16 protein-coding genes, 1 tRNA gene and 1 riboswitch are annotated in these 17,781 nt (G+C 36.0%); of the genes, 4 read left to right on the top strand and 13 right to left on the bottom strand.

The features are described 5' to 3' along the window. Window positions 1-5 precede the first annotated feature (5 nt). From MMB68_RS12980 to pdxR, 5 genes are all read right to left on the bottom strand, one after another. Window positions 6-1,940 (bottom strand): alkyl/aryl-sulfatase, encoded by a 1,935-nt coding sequence (locus MMB68_RS12980; protein ID WP_277548941.1) that lies wholly within the window; start codon window positions 1,938-1,940, stop codon window positions 6-8. 358 nt (window positions 1,941-2,298) lie between these two features. After that, window positions 2,299-3,498 carry a phospholipase D-like domain-containing protein gene (locus tag MMB68_RS12975; protein ID WP_277548940.1) on the bottom strand — a complete coding sequence of 400 codons (1,200 nt, stop codon included), beginning with the start codon at window positions 3,496-3,498 and terminating at the stop codon, window positions 2,299-2,301. Between the two features lie 145 nt (window positions 3,499-3,643). Then, window positions 3,644-4,489: a DUF2971 domain-containing protein gene (locus tag MMB68_RS12970; RefSeq protein WP_028413295.1), complete on the bottom strand. Its 846-nt coding sequence runs from the start codon at window positions 4,487-4,489 to the stop codon at window positions 3,644-3,646. Between the two features lie 134 nt (window positions 4,490-4,623). Further along, complete coding sequence (locus tag MMB68_RS12965) at window positions 4,624-5,256, bottom strand: hypothetical protein (RefSeq protein ID WP_277548937.1); 633 nt, start codon at window positions 5,254-5,256, stop codon at window positions 4,624-4,626. A gap of 510 nt (window positions 5,257-5,766) precedes the next feature. Beyond that, the gene (pdxR, locus tag MMB68_RS12960; RefSeq protein ID WP_277548935.1) at window positions 5,767-7,200 is read right to left on the bottom strand and encodes a MocR-like pyridoxine biosynthesis transcription factor PdxR; all 1,434 of its coding nucleotides are present in this window, start codon (window positions 7,198-7,200) and stop codon (window positions 5,767-5,769) included. A gap of 136 nt (window positions 7,201-7,336) precedes the next feature. On the opposite strand from pdxR, the gene MMB68_RS12955 reads away from it, so the two are divergent. Continuing rightward, window positions 7,337-8,236, top strand: coding sequence for a DMT family transporter (locus tag MMB68_RS12955; protein WP_277548934.1), 900 nt, complete (start codon window positions 7,337-7,339; stop codon window positions 8,234-8,236). A 155-nt stretch (window positions 8,237-8,391) separates the two neighbouring features. Here the strand turns inward: MMB68_RS12955 and MMB68_RS12950 are convergent, their stop codons facing one another. Together MMB68_RS12950 and MMB68_RS12945 are read right to left on the bottom strand one after the other, a co-directional pair. Continuing rightward, complete coding sequence (locus MMB68_RS12950) at window positions 8,392-8,622, bottom strand: hypothetical protein (protein ID WP_260506611.1); 231 nt, start codon at window positions 8,620-8,622, stop codon at window positions 8,392-8,394. 181 nt (window positions 8,623-8,803) lie between these two features. After that, on the bottom strand, window positions 8,804-10,105 hold the full coding sequence (locus MMB68_RS12945; protein WP_277548933.1) for a GH25 family lysozyme: 1,302 nt from the start codon (window positions 10,103-10,105) through the stop codon (window positions 8,804-8,806). Between the two features lie 226 nt (window positions 10,106-10,331). Between MMB68_RS12945 and MMB68_RS12940 the strand changes: the two genes are divergently transcribed. Further along, entirely contained in the window at window positions 10,332-10,880 is a 549-nt protein-coding gene (locus tag MMB68_RS12940) for an HD domain-containing protein (protein ID WP_221783285.1), read from the top strand. Between the two features lie 106 nt (window positions 10,881-10,986). Then, window positions 10,987-11,058 (top strand) — tRNA-Ala (locus tag MMB68_RS12935). A 117-nt stretch (window positions 11,059-11,175) separates the two neighbouring features. On the opposite strand, the gene MMB68_RS12930 is transcribed toward MMB68_RS12935, so the two are convergent. The 4 genes from MMB68_RS12930 to MMB68_RS12915 all read right to left on the bottom strand — a co-directional run bounded on the left by MMB68_RS12930 (window position 11,176) and on the right by MMB68_RS12915 (window position 13,885). After that, on the bottom strand, window positions 11,176-11,325 hold the full coding sequence (locus MMB68_RS12930; RefSeq protein ID WP_221783284.1) for a hypothetical protein: 150 nt from the start codon (window positions 11,323-11,325) through the stop codon (window positions 11,176-11,178). A 533-nt stretch (window positions 11,326-11,858) separates the two neighbouring features. Beyond that, window positions 11,859-12,080 carry a DUF6143 family protein gene (locus MMB68_RS12925; RefSeq protein WP_264409190.1) on the bottom strand — a complete coding sequence of 74 codons (222 nt, stop codon included), beginning with the start codon at window positions 12,078-12,080 and terminating at the stop codon, window positions 11,859-11,861. A 19-nt stretch (window positions 12,081-12,099) separates the two neighbouring features. Continuing rightward, window positions 12,100-12,561 (bottom strand): hypothetical protein, encoded by a 462-nt coding sequence (locus MMB68_RS12920; RefSeq protein ID WP_264409189.1) that lies wholly within the window; start codon window positions 12,559-12,561, stop codon window positions 12,100-12,102. A 124-nt stretch (window positions 12,562-12,685) separates the two neighbouring features. Further along, window positions 12,686-13,885, bottom strand: coding sequence for a phosphoglycerate dehydrogenase (locus MMB68_RS12915; protein WP_013057119.1), 1,200 nt, complete (start codon window positions 13,883-13,885; stop codon window positions 12,686-12,688). A 168-nt stretch (window positions 13,886-14,053) separates the two neighbouring features. Further along, window positions 14,054-14,132: riboswitch (ZMP/ZTP riboswitch) on the bottom strand. Between the two features lie 210 nt (window positions 14,133-14,342). Here MMB68_RS12915 and htpG point away from each other — a divergent pair. Beyond that, window positions 14,343-16,220 (top strand): molecular chaperone HtpG, encoded by a 1,878-nt coding sequence (gene htpG, locus MMB68_RS12910; RefSeq protein ID WP_277447828.1) that lies wholly within the window; start codon window positions 14,343-14,345, stop codon window positions 16,218-16,220. Window positions 16,221-16,250: 30 nt separating this feature from the next. Here htpG and MMB68_RS12905 read toward each other — a convergent pair whose 3' ends face one another. Together MMB68_RS12905 and MMB68_RS12900 are read right to left on the bottom strand one after the other, a co-directional pair. Beyond that, window positions 16,251-16,811 carry a tubby C-terminal domain-like protein gene (locus MMB68_RS12905; protein ID WP_264409188.1) on the bottom strand — a complete coding sequence of 187 codons (561 nt, stop codon included), beginning with the start codon at window positions 16,809-16,811 and terminating at the stop codon, window positions 16,251-16,253. 55 nt (window positions 16,812-16,866) lie between these two features. Continuing rightward, window positions 16,867-17,673, bottom strand: a complete 807-nt coding sequence (locus MMB68_RS12900; RefSeq protein ID WP_221783276.1) for a DUF817 domain-containing protein — start codon at window positions 17,671-17,673, stop codon at window positions 16,867-16,869. Between the last annotated feature and the right edge of the window lie 108 nt (window positions 17,674-17,781).

Here is a 17,781-nt window from a genome sequence, read left to right as displayed (position 1 = left end):
CTACTCTATTTTTTAGAAACAGGTGTCACAATATTAAAGTTTGGATCAATAGAATCCTGACAAGACAAAAAGAAATCCCATTTTGATTTATCTCCTTGAACAAATATGACCGAGCTATAAGAGTGATCATTTGTAGTTGTTAGCCGGTATAAGGTATCTTGCCACATCGTTACCATCACCTCAGCTTTCTTTCGCGTATCTCCAAGATACCTAAAGATTCCATGCTTAAGTTCTGTGAGAGCTACTTCATTACGATCGGGTATCACAAACAATATACGATAGTTACATGCGCCCGCCTTTAATCCAGCTACGCGAATGCTAAATAGTTCTAAAATATTTTTCAAAGGAAGTGTATCCCATACTTCTTTTGTAATAATGTTGACTGGCAGCGGTATATTACCTAAACGAAGTTCTTTGGCTCCTGTTAAATATTCATTTCGCCAAGGACCAGATTCAGCTATATACCCTAATTGTTCAAGCGCGTCTGCGCATAAAAGTTTTGCCTTCACATGGTGAGGATTAGCGTAAATTACTTGTTTGGTCACTTCAGCTACCCATTGATAGTCGCCTTGCTGAAAACAGCGCTGTGCTTTTTTGACAATGTTGTCCGCTCCGCCCATATACTCTACATATTTCTTAGCTGACTCTTCAGGAAACAGTTTATTTAAATCTACAGGATTGCTGTTATACCAGCCCATATAGCGCTGATAAACCGCTTTTGCGTTATGGTTAACCGTTCCATAAAAGCCGTTTGTATACCACTCGTGAGATAGGGTTTCCGGTAGCTTCATCATTCGTCCGACGTGGTCGATGGTATAGCCTTTATTCATCAGCCTTAATGTTTGATCATGAATATATTGATAAACATCTCGTTGATTTTCGATATATGTGATGCACGATTCGTTTCCGAACCTTGGCCAATTATGTACCCCAAATACAGTTGTTAGTTCTTGGCCAAATAAACTGATTGCTTGCTGCAAGTATTTTGCCCACGCTGCTGCGTCTCTTACTTTTGCTCCTCTAAGGGTATAGAGGTTGTGCTGAGTGGCCGTACAGTTTTCTGCAATACAAAGAGCCTTTTCACTAGGAATATAGATGTTCATTTCAGCAGGCGCCTCCGTCCCTGGCGTAAGCTGAAACTGAAATGAGACGCCGTCAATTTTCTTACTTACATAAGAATGATGTTCGGAAGGATGAATTTCTTCTATTCCTTTAATAAGCGTGATTGTTCCAAATGAAATTTCTTTTCCGATGCCGTTGTCAATTAAGCCTTTTTCATCGCGTCGCAGTCGAATACCGTACATGTATTGACTTCTTCGTGTCATTGCTGTTGCCGCCGTGACGTTTTCATCAATAACCGCATCCATAAATCCAGCAGGAGCATAAACTTTACTAGTTTTATTTTGTGTTGAGTTAGGTAATATCCCTAGAACTCCGCCGTAATGATCTATATGCGAATGAGAGAAGATAACAGCTCTAACAGGACGCTTCCCGCACTGCTGGTTTACTAGTTCAAGCGCTTTTTCTGCCGTTTCTTTGGATGTTAAGCAATCAATAACAATCCACCCCGTTTTCCCTTTAACAAATGTAATATTAGCCATATCAAAGCCTCTTACCTGAAAGATGTTTTCAGTTACTTGATATAAACCGGCTTGTACATTTAATTTTCCTTGTTCCCACAGTTTAGGGTGGACAGTAGCAGGTGTAGATTGTTCAAATAAAAAAGCGTACTTTCTTAAATCCCATACAGGATACAGCTGATTTTTTTTGAAAATCAGCGGAAAAGGTACGCGTACAAGGGCTTGGTCATCCGCAAGATTTTGTTCTGATTTCACTTGTTCCCAGTCTATTTTTTTATAAGTCTCAGCATTAGTGACTGCAGTCTTTTGAGTAGCATCTTTTCGGTCAATCGTTAACTCCCGTTCATAATCAAACAGCATAACCCCCTCCTTTTTATTATTTTATGCGTAAAAATAAGACGAAGTACAAAAGAGAGAGAAAATAGAGTCAACAAAAAAGAAGATGCGCTTAGCACGCATCTTCTTTTTTATACTGAATGTTATGTTTGAATAGAATAGTCGAGTATTCTGTCTGAATTAGACAGCCTAGCACTTAGTATAACGATTGTTTACCAATGTTCCTTTTGTAATTAAAGCAAATCTTCCTTCTAAGGTGCTCAATACGTTTCTTGAAGTCGCTGTAAAACAATGCATGTGTACAGTCTCTCCTTTCCTGTATTGGCCTTACATAGAATATATACCCGGGGAAAAATAATTAAAACTTGATTTGGGTATTTTTTCAAAAATAATAATAAATCCATTCCGGTGTTTTTTTAAGAGAACGTTCCCATTTAGGGATTTCATCTATTACTGTTTTGGTTAATCTGCGGCTGTTTGTTTTATCTTCATTAATTTCTCGTTCTATGTGTGCAATCATCTCGCGATCATAAATAAGACAGCTCGCTTCATCATTTAAATAAAAACTTCGGGGATCCCAGTTGGCTGTGCTAATATTGGCAATCGTATGATCGATGACCATTACTTTGCCGTGAAAAAACCCCTTTTTATATAAGAAAATTCGAATACCTTTGTTTAATAGTTGCTCTGTTTTAGGGTAACTAGGCGGTTTAGTGAACCACGCATCGGTATTGTCCGGAAGTATAATATCGATTAAAACGCCTTTTTCTTTTGCTGAAATAAGTGCATTCATTAAATGTTCACTTGGAATAAAATAAGGGGTAGCAATGGTAAGCTTTACTTTGGCACGGTTGATTAGATCAATCATCTTTTGCTCAAGTTCTTCTCCAGTTGAAAACAATAGCTGATAGTTTGCTCCGTGAGAGCGAGCGATAGGAACTCGCTGAGGAGATATATGTTGTCCCGTGTCTTCTTCCCAATCTTTCAAAAATTGCTTTTCAATTTCAAAAATACCTTCTCCTTTAATTCGCAAGTGGTAATCACGCCAATAGCCCAATTTTTTATGCTTCCCTAAGTATTCTTCTCCTATATTAAAACCTCCGAGATAGGCTTCGTGGCCATCTACTACGACAAACTTTCGATGATTTCGATGATTAATGCTATAAAAAAAGTGCTGCCTGCTTGCTTTTCGACTAAAGGTAAACTCAACTCCATTTTTCTTAAGATCATCTATGAGTGTTCGGGAGAGATCGTTTCCTCCAAAACGATCTACAGAAAGTTTAACCTTTACCCCTTCAGCTGCTTTCTCTTTCAATAGCTCAAATAGCTTCATGCTGATGTTGTCCGCTCGAATAATAAAAAATTGAATGTACACGTACTTTTTTGCTTTTTTAATATCCTCAAATAAAGTAGGATATAAATTACTTCCTTGTGCATACAGCGCTATCTTGCCTTGGTAAACAGGCGTTTCGATAAGCGGATGTACGCGAACATAAGCGTTATAGCCTTTTTTTACGTCCCATTGAAAAAACAAACACAAACAAAGCCCGCATACTAAAATAAACAGCATTTTTTTAACCATACTGTACTCCTGATTCGTCTAATATGTATATATAGGCTTTGAAGGTTTGTTTTATTTTATATGAGGAAATGTATGGGAATATAAAACGTGTAACACGAAAAGCTTAATCATTTTTTGATTAAGCCTTTGTGTACTTCGCTAGCATTTAGTAAATATAGTCCTTATACAAGTCAGACTGAATAACCTTTTTATAAGCGAGACCGTGTTTCTTAGTAAGAGCTTTTACCTCATCTACACAGCTTTGAGCGCTTCTTGGCGATACGTAAATATCGTTGATAAGCTGATGTAAATTACATGTAAGGAGGTTGCCATGCTCGTGAGAAAACTCATACGATCTTTTTTCGAGGATATCCATTCGTTTTTGCCATTGATTTGCGGAAATACCTTGAATTTCGAATAGCTTTTGCAGCTTCCAAGCGTGTATACGACTTGCTACAATAACAAGCCTCAATTCATTTTCATGCTGATAGGATTTGCGCTTGTAAAATAACGTGTCATATACAGAGTGACTGATCATTTCTTTTTGGAAGTCTATGTACTGCACTTTTCCAGAGAAGATTTTATAGCGTAAATCTTTAATACTGCACAATAAATTTTCATAGGTGGTTTTAATAGCTACGCCATCATTCCCTTTTAAATATAGATCCCACATTCCAGCGGCTTCGTAATCATTGATATGCCAGGATGAAACAGCAGAAAATTCATGGATTTTTCTTATATAGGTTCTAGAGGTACGGTTATGACGTTCGCCTTTTTTTCTTAACTCTTCTATGTTCCACATCGAAGAGCATCCTTCAAGGGGATCCGAAAATGCATCAGGTTTTGCGAAAAAAAGCGCATTGGTTTCTAGTAAATCTTGAAAATCAGCCAGCGGCATAAATCGCCATACCGTCGGATTATTGTGCACCTTATAGCGTTCATCATAATCGTCATAGCTAGATTCAAATCTTTTGGCATATTCGTACGCTTTCTCTCTATAAGCTAAATCCATTGGTTTTCCTCCTCTGAATGCATATTCACACTTGAATTATAGCACTTAATTGTTGTAATTTTCAAAATTATCCACCTGCATTAAGTTCTATTATCAGAAAAGAAGACACACCTCAACATCTACAGCGTGTCTTCTTATTTAATGAAATGAATGTTTTGCTTAACACTTTCACTTTCTGGCTGATTTAATTCCAATAAATAAATTTCATCCGCTCGAAAATCTGTCTTCTTCATTTCTTTTTTTAAGGTACGAATAAAGGCAGCTGAACTTTTTCCATAGGCTTCAAAATAATGAAACGTGTGTACAACAAATAAAATGGATGCGCCACTATAATCTTTTTTGCTCTTTTTTTGGATGTTTTCTAGCACTTTTTCTATATACTCTTCTACAGAACCTTCCGTCTGGATACGGGGTAGAGCAAAATTTCCTGAATTGACCCTCTGTGCATCTTCAAATTCTAGTTTCCCATCTTTGTAGGAAGTAATTTCAATTCGTTTTTCAGTACCATCCGGCTGGAGAATCAATCCATCGTATCCTTGACTTCCAATAATAAGCTTCAATTTTGAATTCCTCGGACAATAAGAAGATTGGCTGAAGCAATAAAGCGGATAAAACTCTTCAAAAAACTTTTTGAAACGCCCTTTTTTAAGTCGGGCTAATTTTATATATTCTCTGTTTTGATGAATCATTTGCTGCGTATGTTCAAAATACTGCTTCATTTCTTCTTGCGTTCTGTACACATCAAGATCTTTAAATAATTCATCCATCTTTTTCACCTTCAATCCTACCAACTAAAAAAGTCTTCTTACTTAGTAGATACATATTCATAAATGTGTGTGACAATTTTCTTTTTTTAAGATATAGCCTTTTTTAAAACAAAACGTGCACACTTTTCATTTTTTTTGCATATCCTGTTATTCGTGCGTTCAATTATGAGCGTACGTTTCAGCCTTTAGTTGTAAAAGATGAAGCGCAAAGTTACAGCTGATGGCGGATGATATGCGTTTGATTATTTCATAAACTATAACAAACAGGAAACTTAACAATAATTGAGGTGTTGGAAATGTTTGATAATGATTACGTAGTTAAAACCATTCACGATTTATATGTAAAACGTACAGAAAGCAAATTAAAAGTCTTCTTAACTTATTTTTATCATAAAAGATAACATGTATTTATAGACGGTAATATATAGTCAGTTGTTACTTGGAGTTTTTTATAGGAAGAAGAGTTTGATACAAAAAAAGGAATAGTTGGTAATCCACTATTCCTTTTTACTATACTTGCAATTCCCGAATAAGTTCAGCAAGAATTTTAATACGTCTATCGATATCTGATAAAGCGGCATAGGCGTAAGAAAGCCGAAGATAACTGCCGGTTTCTTGTGCATAGATACTTCCGGAATTAAGCAATATCCCTCTTTTTAAAGCACGAGAGTACAAAGATTTCATTGAAATAGAAGGTTTAATATGCACCCATATAAAAAAGCCTCCTTCAGGATTCGTCCATGTTGCTATATCTCCTGCGTATGTTTCCAAAGCATTCAGCATCACTTTTCTTCTCGTTCGCAATTCGGTTCGTACCGTTTCCATATGCTGTTGATATAAGCCATTTTTAAACCATTCGGCTGCCACTCTTTGAGATAATGAGCTAGATCCATAATCCGTTTGCATTTTAATATCCGCCAAACGCTCAATGACTGGTTCTGGGCCGACTATCCATCCGATACGTAATCCCGGGCTTAATGTTTTAGAAAGACTGCTAATATATAACACGTGTCCATTTTTATCTAAAGCTTTTAATGGAAACGGAGGCTGTTTATCTAGCCATAATTCGCGGTATAAATCATCTTCAATAATAGGAAGCTGATGTTCCTCACATTCTTTCAACAAATCGTAACGCCTTTTTTGGGACATTAATGTTCCCGTCGGGTTATGGAAACATGGATTTGTATATAAAATAGCTTGCCCTTCTTGAGGGTCGGCGCGTTTTATAGCTGTTACTTTTATTCCTTCCTCATCCATAGCAAGACCTTTAAGTTTCATTCCGGCTGATTGGAATACATGTAAGGAGTATAGATAAGAAGGTTTTTCTAACAAAACCGAAGAGTTCCTTTGCAGCAGTCCAATTGAAATAAGCTGAAGAGCTTGAAGAGCGCCGGAAACAATTAAAATAGAATCTGGAGAAGATTCAATCCCCATTGTTTTCATATACGCACTTAACTCTTTTCGTAAAGGAAAATACCCCTTTGGTTCTTCGTATCCCAGAACCTCCATGTTTTCTGCTACTTTTTCCATAGCATATTTCATTTTATCTTTAGGAAATATGTCGGGTGAAAGCTCTCCTTTGCTTAATTGAATAAGGTTTGAGTTAAATTCAGATTCATTGATATCTTGTACCATTGCTTGACTCGGGTGATGCATACCTGATTTCACATGAACATTCCAATCGGGCGGAGTCGTAGCCAAAAGTGTCCACGTATTATTTATAACGATGGTTCCCTTTCCCATCTTACCTTCAATTAAACCATCGGCTGTTAATTCCTCTAATGCCGTGATGACCGTACTTCGATTAACATCGAACATAGCAGCAAGCTTTCGCTGACTAGGAATTTTACTTCCAATCGGCCATTCTCCACGGGCAATTTTCTCTTTCATAAAATCAATGATTTGCTTGTATTTTGGATAACTCGAACTGTTCTCTTGATTCATACATTTACTCCTGTTTTTAAAGTGGTTGGGTTAATTTCTTTTAAACTGGTTGAAGACATTTTATCAAATGTTTATTAACATAGGAACCACAATTGATACTGGTTGGATTCAAAATAAAAAATGGAGATGAATAGGCATGAAATTAACGTTTAGTCTTGTGTTTTTACATATACTGATGATTAGCTTATGGGCTTCAGCATTTCCAGTTATTCAAATAGGGCTAGAATCGTTTTCTCCTCAGCACCTCGCTTTTGTTCGGTTAAGTATTGCTTCTGTAGTGCTGTTAGTTATTGCAATAGCCACACGCATGCGCTTGCCTGATATAAAAGATATTCCACTTCTTTTAGCGCTCGGTTTTTTAGGCTTTACTGTCTATCACACAGCATTAAACATTGGAGAAAAAACGGTAAGTGCGGGTATTGCGAGTTTACTGGTCTCGACGACTCCTATTTTTTCCGCGTTTTTAGCTATTTTCTTTTTTCATGAAGCGTTTGGAAAAAGAAAATGGATTGGATCTGCAGTAAGCTTTGCAGGTATTGCGCTTTTAACTTTCAGCAAAGAGAATTTTGTACACTCGGTTAATGGAATCTTACTAATTCTGCTAGCTGCCCTTGCAGAAAGCATCTATATGGTATGTCAAAAAAATTTATTAAAAAAGTATGGTTTTCTTTCTTTTGTAACGTACAGTATCTGGGGAGCTGCCATTTCTATGCTTGTTTTTTTACCAGGGTTAGAAACAGAGCTTGCGCATATCTCTGTCAGATCAGCGATAAGCGTGATATATTTAGGATTATTCCCAACCGTTATTCCGTATATGATACTCGCTTATCTGACATCGCGTATAGGTTCTGCTGAGGCTGCCATCTCTCTTTACTTAACTCCTGCGCTGTCCTTTTTCTTAGCGTGGCTGCTTTTAAAAGATATCCCGAGTGCAGCTTCCATTGTTGGAAGCATCATTACGTTATGCGGCGTGTTGCTTACACATAGTAAAAGAAAAGCAGTGATAAAAGAGACAAAGTTCACAATGCAAAGGTAATGTGTATGGTTTAAGAAATTCTCTTAGAGGCTATGTTTTTTATTTATATGTTTTATTTAGAACATACTTTAATTTCTTCTCTTTGCAGTTTAATTAATAATTAATATAAAAAAGCGCCTTTCTTTAAATTTCAAACATTAAAGAAAGGCGCTTTTTTATGTAGTTTCTAATTCTGCTTTTATTTTCCCAGCCACTGTGTGAGTCAGCTGCTGAAGATCGTAAATCTCTTCTCCTGAAAGTACTACGTGTCCGTTTAAAACGTGGTTATGTTTATATGCCCGATACGTCACTTCAATACTTTTTATCGCACGCTCTACTTCGTCATTCACCATAATGCTTTCATAGTGATAGGATAGTGTTTCAATTCGAATCTGCGTATTTTTCATATTCATTCACCCTCCATGAGCTGTTGACTAAAAATATGACTGCTACAGGTGAACTATACATAGAATCTTTTTGGTTACCACCTAATTTGTTATTTAGAACATATTTTAATTACTTAATTGATGTCTGCTATTCTTTTTTTATAAAATCCCAAAACAAAACCCTGCTCTTCCGAGCGGGGTTTTATTGCTTGTAGTACCAGCCTTTTTTATCTAAAAACTGCTTAACTTTTACAGAATCCAGTCCAGCTGCTGTGAGTTCAGCTGACGGATTACCTATTGCATGTACGTTTAATTCACTGTCAATTCCTTCATTTTTTAAGAAAGCACGAAACTCTATTTCCATGTCTTTACTTAATCCGCCTGTTTTAATTGTAACTGGGATAGGTTCTACGTCTTTCATTTGCACAAATCCGCCTGGAACAGCCCATGCTGCATTCATATAGCCATATACGCTAAATACCGTGCCTTTTTTTATAGTTCTGAAATTTTCTGTTACATTCGCATATTTGTAGACTCCAATATCCTTCTTAGCTTTTACTTGAAAAGAATACTTATCTCCGAATGAAGTAACCTTTGGTAATGATTCTTCGACAGGATTGCTTACACCCTTAAGCAATTCCATCATTTTAGCTAATGTTTTCTCATCAGCTTTTCCAGTTGACGTTAATCCATACTTTTCTTGAAGAGCTTTAACAGCTGCAACAGTTTCACTGCCATATTGACCATCAGTTCCTTGCTGAGAAAGCTCAAATCCTAATCTAATTAAGTTTTGCTGCAGTTCTTTTACAGCTAGTCCGCTATCACCTTGCTGCAATTGTGCTGATGGATTATTATTATCCACCACCGTAACGCCTGTATTAATACTATTAAAGAAGTCCAGATCTATTTCATTGATATCAACATTGCCGGTAATTCCTTTTACTTTTCCTTGATCTGTATATTGGAACATAGCCCATCTATCCCAAATCCCCGTATCACCTGGGTTAGCAAATCCCTTAGAACGGTTACTTCCATTGTAACGAGCTACCCATAGCGGATATCTTGCCACGGCGCTTGTAAAATTGGATTTAATAAAACTATAACCCGTGTAAAGAATAGGCGTAATGCTTGTTTTCCTTTCAATATACTCCATCCATCTGACTGCAAAGGCTGTGACCTGCGCTTTTGTTTTCCCTTTATTTTCTTCCAAATCTAAGCAATGAGGCAAATCAACCTTCATGCTGCCTAATTTATTTAAAAAGAAATTAACTTCTGCAATGGGATCATTATCAGCATGAGCAAAGTGATAAAAGCCTACACGTAGACCTGAATTTTTTGCTCCTATATAATTATCATATGATTTTTTATCCAAGAAGGTTGTACCTTCTGTTAATTTAATATACGCGCCTTTTACACCATCCGACGCCACTTTTGCCCAATCAATTGTTCCGTTGTGATGAGAAACATCAATGACTTTAATATTTTGATTATTACGGTTTTGCATTGCTATCACTCCTTCATACAAACTATGAATAAAAAAGGAAATGGCAACTGATACAGGCCTATTAAATAGATATTAGGCTTTATAAAAAACCGTACAATAAGAAGGGCTTTTGGTAGCCTTCCCTTATTATAAGAAATGAATTTGTGCAATTTTATAAAGTGAGAAGAGCTATATTCGTTTATACTAATAATATGAAGATATACTGAATAAAAAGTGGAGGAATATGATGTCTTTAATAAAAGAAGCACGTAGATATGCAGAACACGCTCATAGCGGCCAAATGCGCAAGCTGTCCGATAAACCTTATATTGTTCACCCTATTAACGTCGGTAATATTTTAGAAAAAGCGGGTTTTAGTGAAAAAGTAATTGCAGCAGCTTATCTGCATGATGCTGTAGAAGATACAAGTGTAACACTTGAAGAAATTGTACAAAGATTTGGTTTAGAGGTAGCGGAGATTGTTGAAGCTCATACAGAAAACAAATCAAAAAGCTGGGAAGAACGTAAACAGCATACAATTCAAATTGTGAAAAATGGTTCTCTTGAAGTGAAATCTTTAATTGTAGCAGATAAATTAGATAATTTACGGTCTTTAAAAGAAAGCTACGATCAGCAAGGAGATACGATTTGGAATAGCTTTAAAAGAGGATTCGAAAAGCAGAAATGGTACTACGAATCCATCAGCAAATACGCTGCAAAAGGATTGGAACCAAGCCAAATTCCAAGTTTTTTTTATACGTACAAACAAGAAGTAAATGATTTTTTTAGAAGTTAATATTCATATGAAGAAATTAGAAAACACTGAAAATAACTATTGCGAACGCGCGGCATACGTATTAAAATATAGTAGAGTCAACACGCAATAAAGACTCTACATAATCGGGACTGTAGTTCAGTGGGAGAATACTTGTCTGGCAGACAAGGGGTCGTGGGTTCGAATCCCATCAGTTCCATAAAACCAGTCGTATCAAGAGTTTAAAATACTTTAAAACTCTGTAGGATGGAATGGTTGCAATACTATTTCATCTGACCTCTTCATGATTTCCATGAAGAGGTTTTTTATTTTCTTTTTACGATTGTTCCTCATGGTTTTTATGGTTATTCTTTTTACTGCTCCTGCTTACAATTTCTCTCAGTTCGCCCTCGTCGCCTTTTGCATTGATGATTTCAAAAAGCTGATTCAGCCCTTCACTTGTTTCATCGTTTTGTTCTTTACTCATTCTATCCCCTCCTTTTGCTTCTAGGATGCCCATTTTTTTCACATTGTTTCATGTGAAAAGCAATTCATCAATATTGATAGGCCGTAAAAGTATACCTTTACGACCCTTGTACAATTACTGGTTATACAGATATACTAAATCAATTCTTTAAATTTTGCAGGGTTTCTAATACTCATCTATAATGAAATGATCATCACAAACTTCGTTAAAATTGTTCTCTTCGTGGAGATCTACTTCTTTATCTTTAGATATCTCGGTTTCTTGTGTAAATAGTTTAAAAAGCTTGGGTGGCTTAGTTTTATGTATTATTATTTTAACCCTTGAGTCATCAACATTCTTAAATACTATTCAAATCGCTTGTGTAGTTGGAATTATCCTTTTGCTTGCTTTGTTTTTCTTTGGTAATATCCACAACGCAAGTTATAAAAAAGAACTTTGTATGCTGCTGCAAAGTTCTTTTCATAAACACTTACTGTTTGTTAAGAACTGTATTAAATATGAAATAGCTCATACAATCGCTAAGACCTATTCAGTTAACAGTCCTTCTTGCGTTTTTTCTCGAACCATCCATATGCAATTTCAGCTTTAATTTCTTTATTATCTGGAAAAACTAGGAAAATAACGTATGAACCGTTGTTTGGAAAGATAAATTTGCCGTCTTCATCACTTACTAATGTCCTCGTCGGCTGCTGGTATATAAACGGATTGTTTTGTAATTTTATATTCCAATGCTTTTTTAATATTTCTACTATCACTTCTTAAAGTAGTAATCACCTATTCTTTTGTAGTCATAAAATGAAGAATCCTCACCTTTTTTTCGCAATATTCAACAATTTCATAACAGGCTGTGAGGGTATCATGTCTAGACAGTTCTATTTCATCAAATACAAACTTTGAAAGCTGCTTCTGCAGAACCTCCAGCTTTTTGCTGTCTTCTTCATCGATCCATAGCCCTTCCGTAATACACACATCTGCTAGTTTGTTAATAGATTGAGCCGTCCAGTTTAAGCCGGCTGAAGAAACAGTTTTTGTAAGTAAATCGTTTTTTATAGCTAGAATAACTTGACACACATGGGTATAGGCATCAACTTTCTTTTGGATAAATGCTTTGCGAAGCTCTTGCTTGTATTGCTCTTTCGACATCACTATAGCTACGACAGACGTAATGAATGTTCCTGCCAGTGCGATGAGCGAGCCTATCATAATTCCGATCAGTTCTCCTGACAAAACGTTCACCTCTTTAAAGGTATTTCTATATGCTATGGGAATGAAGGAAATGATATGAAGATAAACACTATGTAAAAACAGCCCTAACTTTTCTAAGTTAGGGCTGAAACACTAAAATATGAGGGTAACCAAATTAGATAATACGACTTGTAATAATTCCTTCAATTTGACCAATTTTTTCTTCTAGCTCAGGCACAATCTCGTCACTTACTTGATTGTCAATATCGATCATTGTATACGCATATTCACCGCGGCTTCTGTTCACCATATCTGCGATGTTTAAATTGTAGTTTGAGAATACTTGCGTAAGTTGTCCTACCATATTCGGTACGTTGTGATGGAAAGCAGCTACGCGTTTTTTCCCAGTGTAAGGAAGAGATGCATTCGGGAAGTTCACTGAATTTTTAACGTTTCCTGTTTCTAAGAAATTTTTCACTTGACGTGCTGCCATTACCGCACAGTTTTCTTCTGATTCTTGAGTTGATGCCCCTAAATGAGGAATTGGCACAACATTTTTCATGTTCAAGACATTTTGATTTGGGAAATCTGTAATATATCGACCAACTTTTCCACTTTCAAGAGCAGCTTTCATATCTTCTTCGTTTACAAGCTCACCGCGTGAGAAGTTCAAAATATGAACATCTGGTTTCATGATGCTAAACGTTTCTTTATTGAAAACACCTTTTGTATCGTCCGTTAATGGAACGTGAACCGTAATATAGTCAGATGCTGCAAATAGTTCTTCTAGAGACATTGCACGCTGTACGTTGCGAGACAAATTCCAAGCTGTATTAACAGAAATGAATGGATCAAAACCAATTACGTCCATATCTAAATCAAGCGCATCGTTTGCTACAAGAGCACCAATTGCACCTAAACCAATAACGCCTAATGTTTTACCTTTGATTTCTTTTCCAACAAACTGTTTTTTACCTGCTTCAACTAACTTAGGAATTTGATCACCTTGGCCGTCTAATCCTTTTGTCCATTCAACTCCAGCAAATAAGTTACGAGAAGAAGCCATAATTGTAGTTAAAACCATTTCTTTTACTGCATTTGCATTAGCTCCTGGCGTATTAAATACAACGATACCTTGCTCTGTGCAAGCGTCCACCGGTATATTATTAACCCCTGCTCCAGCTCGTGCAATAGCTTTTAAATTTTGGTCAAATGCCATGCTGTGCATGTTAAAGCTACGCACGACAATCGCATCTGGATTTTCGCTGTCGTTGTCAATTTGATAACCTTCTTGATTAAAAACATTTAGACCTTTTTGTGCAATGTTGTTTAATGTTTTGATTGTTTGTACTTTTTCTAATGTTAATGTGCTCATTTTGTACTCTCCTCTGATTATCATCGTAGTTTTACATGTTTTTACCCTTGGATAAAGGAACTTCATTTTTAATTTTTTTAAAAGTCTGGTTTTTCAGCCTACATGTTTGGTAACTTCTATATCCTCTCCCCCTAAACAGAAAGAGGTAAGAGATATGTATTAATCCCTTACCTCTGCCCAGGCGAACGGCTACGTCACTATATGCTTCCTCACGGTTATCCGCGTTTCGCCAGTCACATATAGTCTTTGAAATTAAGTATATTCTAGCAAACTCTTTCAGAACGTTCAACCTTTTTTTAAAAGTTTGCTTTTTTCAGTCTAATTTTTAATCTCTTTAGTGAATCTCCTAATATATTGACAAATACCCTAATACATGTTAAATAAGAAGAGTGATTAGCACTCTATCCACTCAAGTGCTAATTGTTTTATAAGCCCTATTTGGAAAGGAGAACTTCTTATGTCAAAAAAAGAATTCAAAGCCGAATCAAAGCGATTATTAGAGATGATGATTAATTCCATCTATTCTCAAAAAGAAGTATTTTTGAGAGAACTTCTGTCAAATTCAAGCGATGCAATCGATAAAATTTATTACAAAGCTTTAACAGACGACTCCTTGCGTTTTAACAAAGAGAGCTATTACATAAAAGTAACACCAGATAAAACTAACCGTACCTTAACCATTACGGATACTGGAATTGGCATGACGCAAGAAGAGCTTGAAAGCAGCTTGGGCACAATTGCGAGAAGCGGTTCTCTTGCGTTTAAAAACGAAAATGAAACAAAGGACGGGCACACGATTATCGGCCAATTCGGCGTTGGTTTTTACGCAGCGTTTATGGTGGCAGATGTCGTAACAGTGATTAGTAAAGCGTTAGGCAGCGATGAAGCATATAAATGGGAATCTACTGGTGCTGATGGCTATATAATCCAACCTTGCGAAAAAGAAGCGGTCGGAACTCAAATCATTTTAAAAATTAAAGAAAATACAGAAGATGAAACATATGATGAGTATCTAGAAGAGTATCGTTTAAAAGAGATCATTAAAAAGTATTCAGACTTTATCCGCTACCCGATTAAAATGGACATAACGGAAAAACGTCCTAAAGAAGGTTCTGATAACGAGCTAGAAGATTATACCGAAGAGCAAGTTATCAACAGTATGGTACCGATCTGGAAGAAAAATAAAAATGAATTGACTTCAGAAGACTATGAGCAGTTTTATTCAGAAAAGCGCTACGGATTTGATAAACCGCTCACTCACCTCCATATTAATGTGGATGGAACGATTCGCTACAATGCCATTTTATTTATTCCAGAAAATAGTCCGTTTGATTACTACTCAAAAGAATTTGAAAAAGGGCTTGAACTGTATTCAAACGGCGTCTTAATTATGAATAAATGTGCAGATCTTCTTCCAGATTACTTTAGCTTTGTAAAAGGTATGGTAGATTCTGAAGATTTATCTCTTAATATTTCACGTGAAATTTTGCAGCAAGACCGCCAGCTTCAGCTGATTGCCAAAAACATCGGCAAGAAAATCAAAAATGAATTAAAAAGCTTGCTTAAAAACGAACGTGAAAAGTACGAGAAGTTTTATGAATCATTTGGCCGCCAGCTGAAGTACGGCGTTTACAGTGACTTTGGCAGCAACAAAGACGTATTAAAAGACCTGCTTTTATTCTATTCTTCTACAGAGAAAAAGCTCGTAACACTAGATGAGTATGTATCGCGCATGCCTGAGGATCAAAAGTATATCTATTATGCATCAGGTGAATCGTATGACCGAATTGAAAAGCTTCCTCAAGCAGAATTGGTTGCAGATAAAGGGTACGAAATTCTATATTTTACAGAAGATATCGATGAATTTGCGATTAAAATGTTAATGACGTACGAAGAAAAAGAATTTAAATCTGTTTCAAGCAGTGACTTAGGGATTGAAGCAGAAGCAGAACAGCTCAATGAGTCTGAGGAAAAAGAAAATAAAGAGCTATTTGACTATATGAAAAAAGCTTTGGCGGGAAAAGTAGGAGATGTGCGCGCGTCTAAACGTTTAAAAACACATCCCGTTTGCTTATCAGCTGATGGTGAAGTAACGATTGAAATGGAGAAAATTTTAAGTGCTATGCCTGACAATCAGCATGTAAAAGCAGAAAAAGTGTTAGAAATTAACGTAAATCATGATGTATTCGCTTCTTTAAAAGGTGCATTTGAAAATGATAAAGGGAAATTAGACCTTTATACAAATTTATTATATAACCAAGCTCTTCTAATTGAAGGCTTATCTATTAGTGATCCCGTTGAATTCACAAATGATATTTGTAAAATCATGATATAAAAACCAGGCGCAGAATGATTCTGCGCCTGATTATATGTATGGCATAATAAAAGTAGTTATATAGTAAGAAGCGATAAAAATGGGTACGGGCAGTTCTTCTGTTACTCTTATTGAGTGTTTGCCTTCTTTAAAATGAAAAAGGTCTGATTTAAACTCTGCGACTTTTTCTCTTTTTCCATTAAAAATACACGCTTCCTCTATGGCTTCATGACTGCTTAACATGTAGACGTTATTTCCCCATCTAATTTCTTGTGCTCCTTCGTTTTTAATTATTCCTTTACCTAATAGATTCCCCACTGTTTTTCCATTTTCTTTTATCACCCACCGGTGTTTTTTTACGTGATCAATAAACACCGTTCTTCCTTCCCATTGAACTCGTAAATGTACCCTTAAGCCGCAGGAAAAGATAGGAAACCAAGAAATAGAATCTAACACTGGAAGTCCATCACGAGTTAAAAAATCAATACTTTTCGTCCACATATTTTTATGCATTCTTTTAAGCTGTCCGACGTTTTCTCCATTTTCATTTGTAACTGCTACGGTCTTCCCCGCTGATTTAAAATAGGGAAGATAAAAAATGTATTCTTGCATATAAGCCTCCAAAGATTCTGTACCTTATATTAACAGCATGCACATAGTAATGTTTCTATCTTTCATATATTTCGTTTGTTTCTTTGGATTTCTTCCTTTGTTTAAATTGGCTTTGATTTTCTTTTAAATGCTTTAGTAAAGCAACAATCAAGAAACTAACAATCACAAGAAGAAGCCAAGAGCTAATTTTACTTATATGAACCATTGTCCACTGCTGCTGTTGATCTGGATACTGCCATGCTCCGAAAAATGTTGCGATATTTTCAGCGATCCAAATGAAAAAGCCAATCAGTACAAAAGACAATACTAAAGGCATGCGATATGTACGTTTGTTAACCGTAAAATATACAAAAGTTCGATAAAAAATAAGTAAAGTAAAAAGTTTTAAAAACCAGCGGAAATCGTAAATAAAATGATGCGTGAAAAAGTTAAGGTAAATAGCCATACTTAGTATACTGACAGTCCACGTAGAAGGCCAATTCGCAAGCTTTAATTCAAGCCTTCTCCACACTTGACACATGTAGCTTGCTACACTAGCATACATAAATCCGCTGTACAGCGGAACTCCCCATACTTTAGTGAAAGCTTTTTCCGGATAGCTCCATGAGCCCATATGAACTTTGTAGAGTTCTAACGCTAGTCCAATTAAATGAAATATTGCGATGACTTTTACTTCATCAAGCGTTTCTCGTTTAAACATCACCATTAAAACTTGAGTTCCTAGACAGACTAATAAAATAAGGTCATATCTAGAAATAAACGGTACTTCAATTATTTTTGTCATAGCCAATGTAAGAAAAATAATAACAGGAAAAACACAAGATTTTGCTTGTTCTAAACCAAAATAGATTAATTGCTTCATTGTAACATCCTATCTTTATAGTATTCCTTAGTGCGTTCACGAAAATGATTCCCTGAAAATTATTGCAGATTTTTCAAATTTATTCAATAAGCATCTCCGCTGTTTTTG

It is taken from the genome of Priestia sp. Y58, assembly GCF_029522095.1.
GTDB lineage: Bacteria > Bacillota > Bacilli > Bacillales > Bacillaceae_H > Priestia > Priestia megaterium_E.
The sequence above is the reverse complement of the archived record's forward strand: the minus strand, read 5'-3'. Positions and strand labels throughout refer to the sequence as shown.

Excerpts from the sequence above, each read along its gene's own strand:
- MMB68_RS12900 (WP_221783276.1), bottom strand. The coding sequence starts at position 17,673 with ATGAAGCAATTAATCTATTTTGGTTTAGAACAAGCAAAATCTTGTGTT.
- MMB68_RS12980 (WP_277548941.1), bottom strand. The coding sequence starts at position 1,940 with ATGCTGTTTGATTATGAACGGGAGTTAACGATTGACCGAAAAGATGCT.
- MMB68_RS12970 (WP_028413295.1), bottom strand. The coding sequence starts at position 4,489 with ATGGATTTAGCTTATAGAGAGAAAGCGTACGAATATGCCAAAAGATTT.
- MMB68_RS12955 (WP_277548934.1), top strand. The coding sequence starts at position 7,337 with ATGAAATTAACGTTTAGTCTTGTGTTTTTACATATACTGATGATTAGC.
- pdxR (WP_277548935.1), bottom strand. The coding sequence starts at position 7,200 with ATGAATCAAGAGAACAGTTCGAGTTATCCAAAATACAAGCAAATCATT.
- MMB68_RS12930 (WP_221783284.1), bottom strand. The coding sequence starts at position 11,325 with ATGAGTAAAGAACAAAACGATGAAACAAGTGAAGGGCTGAATCAGCTT.
- MMB68_RS12950 (WP_260506611.1), bottom strand. The coding sequence starts at position 8,622 with ATGAAAAATACGCAGATTCGAATTGAAACACTATCCTATCACTATGAA.
- MMB68_RS12905 (WP_264409188.1), bottom strand. The coding sequence starts at position 16,811 with ATGCAAGAATACATTTTTTATCTTCCCTATTTTAAATCAGCGGGGAAG.
- MMB68_RS12915 (WP_013057119.1), bottom strand. The coding sequence starts at position 13,885 with ATGAGCACATTAACATTAGAAAAAGTACAAACAATCAAAACATTAAAC.
- MMB68_RS12940 (WP_221783285.1), top strand. The coding sequence starts at position 10,332 with ATGTCTTTAATAAAAGAAGCACGTAGATATGCAGAACACGCTCATAGC.
- MMB68_RS12945 (WP_277548933.1), bottom strand. The coding sequence starts at position 10,105 with ATGCAAAACCGTAATAATCAAAATATTAAAGTCATTGATGTTTCTCAT.
- htpG (WP_277447828.1), top strand. The coding sequence starts at position 14,343 with ATGTCAAAAAAAGAATTCAAAGCCGAATCAAAGCGATTATTAGAGATG.
- MMB68_RS12965 (WP_277548937.1), bottom strand. The coding sequence starts at position 5,256 with ATGGATGAATTATTTAAAGATCTTGATGTGTACAGAACGCAAGAAGAA.
- MMB68_RS12975 (WP_277548940.1), bottom strand. The coding sequence starts at position 3,498 with ATGGTTAAAAAAATGCTGTTTATTTTAGTATGCGGGCTTTGTTTGTGT.